Genomic DNA, 7,029 nt, shown 5'->3' on the forward strand with positions numbered 1-7,029 from the left:
CCTCGCTCAAGGCCGACAGGGGTAGCCAGAACCCCTCTGCCTCAACCTGTTTGCTCAGGCGCAGCTCGGCCAGGTTGCCTGGGCGTAATACCGATGGGCGCTCTGGACCGCGAGCAGGCTCGTCGATCGCGGCTTGCGGAAGCGCTTCCACCGCTTCTCGATCGTTTACTGAGGTCTCCAAGGTCCGAACTCCGGAAGTCTCGGTTGCTTGCTCAACGGGCTGCTTGAGAGAGGGTCCGACAGGATCGAACAAGGCATCGACGGTGCGACTCGCGCCAACTCGCAACGGAATGATGGCCCTTAGCTGCGTGGGGACGGTGTCGCCGTCGATCTCGAGGTTGTAGCGCTGATCGGGCTGCAGGGCCTCCAGCAGCGGACCGGCGACACCGATACGGATCTCTGGCGTCGCGGTTTCTTGGACTCTCAGCACCGGTTGGCCAGCGCTCAGGATGGTTCCCTCGTCGGCAGTGCGACGGATCACGGTGCCGTCAAAGGGCGCGCGCAGCTCGGTCTTGCGCAGATCCAGGTCGATGCTGGCGATGCGTGCCTCGGCCAGCTGCAGCCGAGCGCTGGCGGCGCGGGCACCTTCGCTGGCCTCGTCGAGATCCTGGCGCGTGACCGCGCCGTCCTTGACGGAGCTGCGATAACGGTTGGCCGTCACCTCAGCGAGCGCAAGATCAGCCTCAGCGCTGGCGAGGTCTGCGAGGAGCTCGGTGCGCTTGGCCTGTAGCAGGCTGGGGTCGAGTCGGGCGAGCAGCGCCTCGGCTGCGACTCGATCCCCTTCCCGCACTCGCACTTCAATGAGCTGCCCCGGCCGCTCGAAGCCAAGCTCGGCGCTACGTCGAGCCTCCACGCGGCCGACAAACACCTGCTCCAATGGATAGCTCGCCTGTGGCTCGGCCTTGGTGACCGTCACTATCGTGGTCGCCGGCTGGTCCAGGTCGAGCACTTCTGCTTCGGCCAACGCCAGGGGTTGTGTGCTGAGGGCCGAGACGATGACAAGGATCTGATACGCCCTGAGCGGATGTGGTCCAAGCTGATACAACCCAAGCGGATGCAGACCCCGCCGGGGTCTCCGGCTGGATGAACGCTGTAAACGCCCCGGCAACGATTGCTCCATGTGACTCACCGATTATCAAAGCCAACGAAGAGTCCCAGCACGAAGACCGCGTAGAGGCCGATGATCGTATGCGACAGGATTGGGCTGAGGATCGTGCCGGAGCGCATGAAGAGCCAGCCCCAAAGCAGTGACGGCACAGTGACCATCAGCGCGACGACCGGGTCAAGATGCGCATGCAAGACGGCAAACAACAGGGTCGTGACGATGTTGGCGGTCCATTGCGGAGAGCGAACGGCGCCTTCTAGGAAGCTTTGCAAGGGTGCCTGGATGGCGCTGCGGCTGCCGATCTCTTGAATCGGCGTGGTCATGATGTAGAAGGCGATGCCAAACGCCATCAAGCCGGCGCTGGTGACGACCTCGCCATTGTCGAGCACCCAGAACTCGAATAGAGGTCGCTGATCGGCCCCGATGCCCAGCAGCACGCGCAGCACGAACAGCTTGCCGAGCGTGATGAATGCACAGAACCCGATCGACCAGAGGATCGCCTCAGTCAGGTCGGACCGCGAAAAGCGCCAGGTCAAACCAAGCCTGGCTGGCGGCAGACCGGTCCACCACATGATGCCGAATGCAGTCAGCACCAACGCCAACAGGCCAACCAGCGGACCGATGTCCAGCCCACCCGCCCGCGCGACATCCTGTACCGGCTCCAATGCCAGCGTGAACAGGCTAAAGACGGTCAAAACGGCAATGATGAAACGCCCCGCCACTGCGCGTTGCTGTTCGCGCGCAACCTTCTCGCGAAGGTAAAGCACCCGCTCGCTCACATCCGAGATCACCGCGATAACGCCCTCGGTATGCCCGTCGATTTGTGAGCTCAGCCGGTTGGTGCGGACCGTGATGAAGCGTTCATTGCCGTCCAGGGCCAGCACGAGATCCTGCGTTTGCGGCACGCCCGGGTTGTAGATGGCGGCCAGCATGCAGTCGTTGAAGTCATCGAGGCCGTCGCGAGCCAAAAAGACCTCGGCAAAGAGGCGGTCTTTGGCCGTTGCAGCATCGAGCCCGAAGAGCGCTTCTGCAGCAGGATTGATGAGTAAGATCGTCCCATTCGGATCGATCGCCAGCAGGCCATCTCTCAAACTGCCCAGCATGTCCGCGGACATCGACGGCGGCAATGCGCGCTTGTTCTGACTAAACACCGCTGGGACGGCCTTCCTACAATGATTGCGCTAGGCCGCGATTATATCCCGCAGACCGCTCGTCCGAGGCACCTCTAGATGCGGCCCAATTGAGCGGATGCGCAGCTCAGCAAGGACATCTGCGATGCATGATCCACCAATGATCCGTCGATTAGGCTGGGGATCGACAGTCCCACCAAGGGCAGCCGATCAATCGACCAGTGCATCAACGCGATCGAGCGTCTCCCAGGGTGCCTCAAGGTCAACACGCCCCATGTGGCCGCAGCAGGCGAGGCGGCGGTAGAAGCCTTGCATGTGCTCGCCGGGTAGGTGCCGCAGCCGCAGATCGCGCACGATGGCACCAACCCGGAAGTCGAATGCCCGGGTTAGCCGCCGCGCGATCTCAGCGTCATCGATCTTGCCGCTACCGTAGGTCCGCACCCGCACGCTCACCGGTGCCGCAGCGCCGATCGAGTAGCTGAGCTGGACCTCGCACTCCCCGGCGAGTCCGGCCCCAACGACATTCTTCGCTGCCCAGCGCGCTGCATAGGCACCAACCCGGTCGACCCGCAAGGGGTCCTTACCGCTCAGTGCTGCGCCACTGTGGCGCGCATACTCGCCGTAGGTGTCGATACCGGTCTTGCGCCCAGTGAGACCCGAGTGCACCGCCGGGCCACCGCCGATCACCGGCCCTTCCGGATTGATGAAGAATGTGGTGTCAGTGTCTGGGTTGATCGGCGCCTCGGCAAGCACCGGCTGCAGAACCCGCTCCATCAGGTTGGCCTGTAGCTGTTTGAGCCCCGGCGACTCGATATCATGCTGACTGGTCTCCAGCGCGACGCTATGGATTCGTCTTGGAATACCGTCGGCGAACTCGATGCCGACCTGCGTCTTGGCGTCCGGCAGTAGGTAGGGTAAGTCCTTCTTAACCTGATCGCTGCCCAAGGTCTGAACAATGCGATGAGCAAGCGTTACCGGGAGCGGCATCAGGGCTTCGGTCTGATCGCAGGCGTAGCCGAAGACGGTGGCCTGATCCTTGACCGTGACCCGCCCGAGGGTCTCATCATCCATGGTGTCGAGATCGAGCCGGCGGAAGTCGCGGTCGGTATGGTCCATGAAGCTGGTCATGATGGCGCAGGCATCGGCGTCGAAGACGTCGCTCGGATAGCCGACGTCACGCATCACTGTTCGGGCAACATCAGTGATGGCGATACCGGCCTCAGTCGCATAGTGAGCCGAAATGAAGAGGACGCCGCTCGCGACCGCACACTCTGCGTTGATCCCGGCGTTGGGGTCCTGCCTCAGCACATGGTCGACGATCGCGTCGCTCACCTGATCACACAGCTTATCCGGATGTCCGGCGGTCACCGACTCGGAGGTGAAGATGAAATCATCGCTCATGTGTGCACCCGATTATCAAGTGTGTAGGCGGCTGACCAACCCGGCTTGGTCGCCTCGTTCACGATCAGCGGCAGCAGCACGCCAGCACCGATCGCGGCGAGATCCATCCAGCCCAGTGGCGTCGTCCCGAGCAGCCGACGCGCTCCGGGCACCAGGCTGACCACAACCTGCAATGCCGCCATGCCGAGGACCGCGCGTGTCAGATGCTTGTTGGGCTCCAATTGCTCGCCGCCAAACACATTCCGATATTTGCTGCGCGAGCTGAGCGCATGGGCAAGCTCATTGAGCACCAGCGTATTGAAGGCGAGTGTGCTGGGCAGCGGACCCAAGCCATGCTTGCGCATGCCATAGATGAAGGCGCCCATGGTGCCAACGCCAATGACACCAGACTCGAAGAGCATCCGCTTGAGGTCATCACCTGCAATGACCGGCTCGTCGGGACTGCGTGGCGGGCGCTGCATGATGCCTGGCTCGGCCGGCTCCATCGCCAAAGCCAGTCCGGGGAAGATGTCGGTGACCAGATTGATCCAGAGCAGCTGCATCGGGTTCATCACCTCGCCCCAACCGAGCATCACACCGCCAAGCATGACCTCGATCTCCGTCAGATTGGTCGAGACCATGAAATGGATCATCTTGCGAATGTTGTTGTAGATGGTGCGCCCCTGCCCGACCGCGATGGTCATGGTGTGCAGGTTATCGTCCTCGAGCACCACGTCGGAGACCTCACGCGCGACATTGGTGCCGGTCTTGCCCATCGCTACGCCGATATCCGCGGCCTTCAGTGCCGGGCCGTCGTTAATCCCGTCGCCGGTCATGGCGACCACCAACCCGGCCTCCTGCAGCGCGCGGACGATCTTGAGCTTGTGAGCTGGGCTCACGCGAGCGAAGACATGGGTATTGCGCACCAGACCCGCGAGCAGCTCCGCGTCCATCTCGTCGAGCTTATGCGATTCCAGCACTTGCAGCGGCTTATCGCCAGAGAGCCCAAGCTGCTTGCCGATGGCCTGCGCGGTCGCGCTCTGATCGCCGGTAATCATGATGGTCTCGATACCCGCAGCATGATACTCGCGAATCAGCTGATCCATGCCCGGGCGCATCGGATCGGCCATCCCGGCCAGCCCGAGCCAGATGAGGCCGTCGAGATCGCTGGGTATCGATTCAGACGAGACCTCGAGGTAAGCCACCGCCAGTACCCTAAGGGCGTTTCCAGCCATGCGTTGATTAGCGAGCGTGATCGCTTCGCGCTGACTGTCTGACAGATCGACCCGTTCACCGCCTTCGAGCGCCTGGGTGCAGAGCGCGAGCACCTCATCCGGGCTCCCCTTCACGGCGAGCAGATACCTGTCCTCACGACTCGGATGCAGGGTCGCCATGTAGGGTCGACCCTCGGCCCGGTAACGCGTCTTCAGCTTCGGCTGCTCATCGCGCAACGCCCGCACGTCGATGCCGGACTCCACCGCCAGCTCGACGAGTGCGTTCTCGGTGGCCGAGCCATCGTAGCTCCACTGACCTGGTGCCCCCTTGAGCTCGGTCTCGCTACAGAGCGAGACCACTTGCATCAGCCGCACCAGCTCCTCGCTATTCAGCGCATCGAGCGCTTGCCCCTCATGATCGGTGACCCGATGCTCGGCCACCTTCAGCGCCTCACCGGCAACGTGCAGCGCAACAACCGCCATCCGGTTCATGGTGAGGGTGCCGGTCTTGTCCATGCAGAACACCTGCACCGAGCCTAAGGTCTCAACGGCATCGATATGGCGTACCGCGACGCTGCGCTTGCGCATATCGCCAATGCCCATCGCCAAGGTCGTGGTTGCGACCGCGGGTAGCCCTTCTGGGACCGCTGCGACCGCCAAAGAGACCGATGCCTTGAGCATCTCCAGCCAGGCGTAGCCGCGCAGCACGCCAACACCGAAGACGCCAGCGCAGACTCCACCCGATAGCAGGGCCAACTGGCTGCCCATGCGCCCGAGCTGTTTCTGCATCGGCGTTTCGGGCGTCTCGGCCTCGCCGACCATGGTCTGGATCTGACCCAGCTCGGTTGCGGCGGCCGTCGCGACGACCAGGCCTCGGCCGTTACCACCCGTGACATGGGTACCCATGTAGGCCATGTTCTTGCGGTCGCCGAGCGCTGTGTCGGCCTTCGCTGTGAAGTCAGCGTCCTTCTTCACGGGCAGACTCTCGCCGGTCAGCGCGGACTCGTCGACGGTCAGCCGATGCGCGCGTAGCAGTCGCAGATCGGCGGCAACATAGGTACCTGGCGCCAGCAGGAGCACATCACCGGGCACGACCTGCTCGACCGGGACCCTGACGGTGGCGCCATCGCGCAGTAGCTTCACCTCACGCACGCCAGTCTGCGAGAGGGAAGCGATGGTGCGCTCGGCCTGGCGCTCGGTGACAAACCCAATCACACCGTTGATCATCACCACGCCGACGATGACGCCGGCATCCAGCAACCCACCCGTCAGCACCGCAACGACCGCCGAGACGCCCAACAGCCCGACCGGCAGACTGTTGAACTGGGTCAGGAAGATCGAGATGTCCCCGCGTTTGGCGGCTGCCGTCAGGCTATTCTCCCCATAGCGCTGCAGCCGTGCATCGACCTCGGCCCGATCGAGTCCCTGCTCCACCGAGCCCCCGAGACGCTGCAGCACCTGCGTCAGGTCCATCGCGAACCAGGGCTCGATCGGCTGCGTTTCCGTGCCGCCTGCCGCTTGGCTCGGGGACGCCCCGGCAACGAGGGAGAGACGGGGCCGGAGCCTTGCGAGCGTAACCGGTACCGTCGCCAAGCCTCCTGCGAGCGCGCGCAGCGGAGCAGCAACGCCGTCGAGCACCGATGACCCCGCGTTGTTAGCCGCAGATGACGGTCGATCGGACTCACCCGGACCCGCATCGCGCCGCGCAGCTCGTGCACCCCGCCGCGTTTTGCTAGCGGTTGGACGAATTCCGGACGCATCGCTCGGGAGCATCTCGGCAATGGCTTGGCGCAGCTGCTCGAGCGAAAGCTCGTCGCCAAAGAAGACCAGCACGCGGCCAGTCAGGGTGCTAGCGCGCACCTGCTGCACGCCTGTGAGTGCCGTGAGGCGCTCCTCGAGCAGCACCTTCATCGACTCCGAGCGATAGAGACCACCAACCGCGAGTCGCACTCGCCCCTCGCCTGCCAGATGCACCAGTGCGACAGTCGGCCCAGCCCCGGCCCATCGATCCTCAGCGTTTGCGCGCATAGTCAGTCCCGCTTGCTGGTTTGCCAACAGCATCGATGCGCGATACCTCAGTGCAGCGATGACCCCTCGAGCTTAAACCGAACGGCATTGCCTCGTACAGCTAGCTTAGAAGTCAGTCCGGCTCAAGGAAACCCTGATACTGAGACTGGCTGTTGAGAGTGGCTGTCTAGAC

The 7,029-nt window shown here is 63.4% G+C and carries 4 protein-coding genes; all 4 read right to left on the reverse strand.

Features of this window, described 5'->3' with window-relative positions; genetic code table 11:
- A partial coding sequence (locus ACY693_RS12095; protein ID WP_462322078.1) for an efflux RND transporter periplasmic adaptor subunit occupies positions 1–1,120 on the reverse strand: 1,120 nt, incomplete at its 3' end.
- Between the two features lie 5 nt (positions 1,121–1,125).
- Positions 1,126–2,220: a CPBP family intramembrane glutamic endopeptidase gene (locus ACY693_RS12100; protein WP_462322079.1), complete on the reverse strand. Its 1,095-nt coding sequence runs from the start codon at positions 2,218–2,220 to the stop codon at positions 1,126–1,128.
- Between the two features lie 225 nt (positions 2,221–2,445).
- Positions 2,446–3,636 carry a methionine adenosyltransferase gene (gene metK / locus ACY693_RS12105; protein WP_462322080.1) on the reverse strand — a complete coding sequence of 397 codons (1,191 nt, stop codon included), beginning with the start codon at positions 3,634–3,636 and terminating at the stop codon, positions 2,446–2,448.
- Entirely contained in the window at positions 3,633–6,857 is a 3,225-nt protein-coding gene (locus ACY693_RS12110) for a cation-translocating P-type ATPase (RefSeq protein WP_462322081.1), read from the reverse strand. The genes metK and ACY693_RS12110 overlap by 4 nt, the downstream gene beginning before the upstream one ends.
- Positions 6,858–7,029: the final 172 nt, after the last annotated feature.

The organism is Halochromatium sp., assembly GCF_054919635.1.

Excerpts from the sequence above, each read along its gene's own strand:
- ACY693_RS12110 (WP_462322081.1), bottom strand. The coding sequence starts at position 6,857 with ATGCGCGCAAACGCTGAGGATCGATGGGCCGGGGCTGGGCCGACTGTC.
- ACY693_RS12100 (WP_462322079.1), bottom strand. The coding sequence starts at position 2,220 with ATGTCCGCGGACATGCTGGGCAGTTTGAGAGATGGCCTGCTGGCGATC.
- metK (WP_462322080.1), bottom strand. The coding sequence starts at position 3,636 with ATGAGCGATGATTTCATCTTCACCTCCGAGTCGGTGACCGCCGGACAT.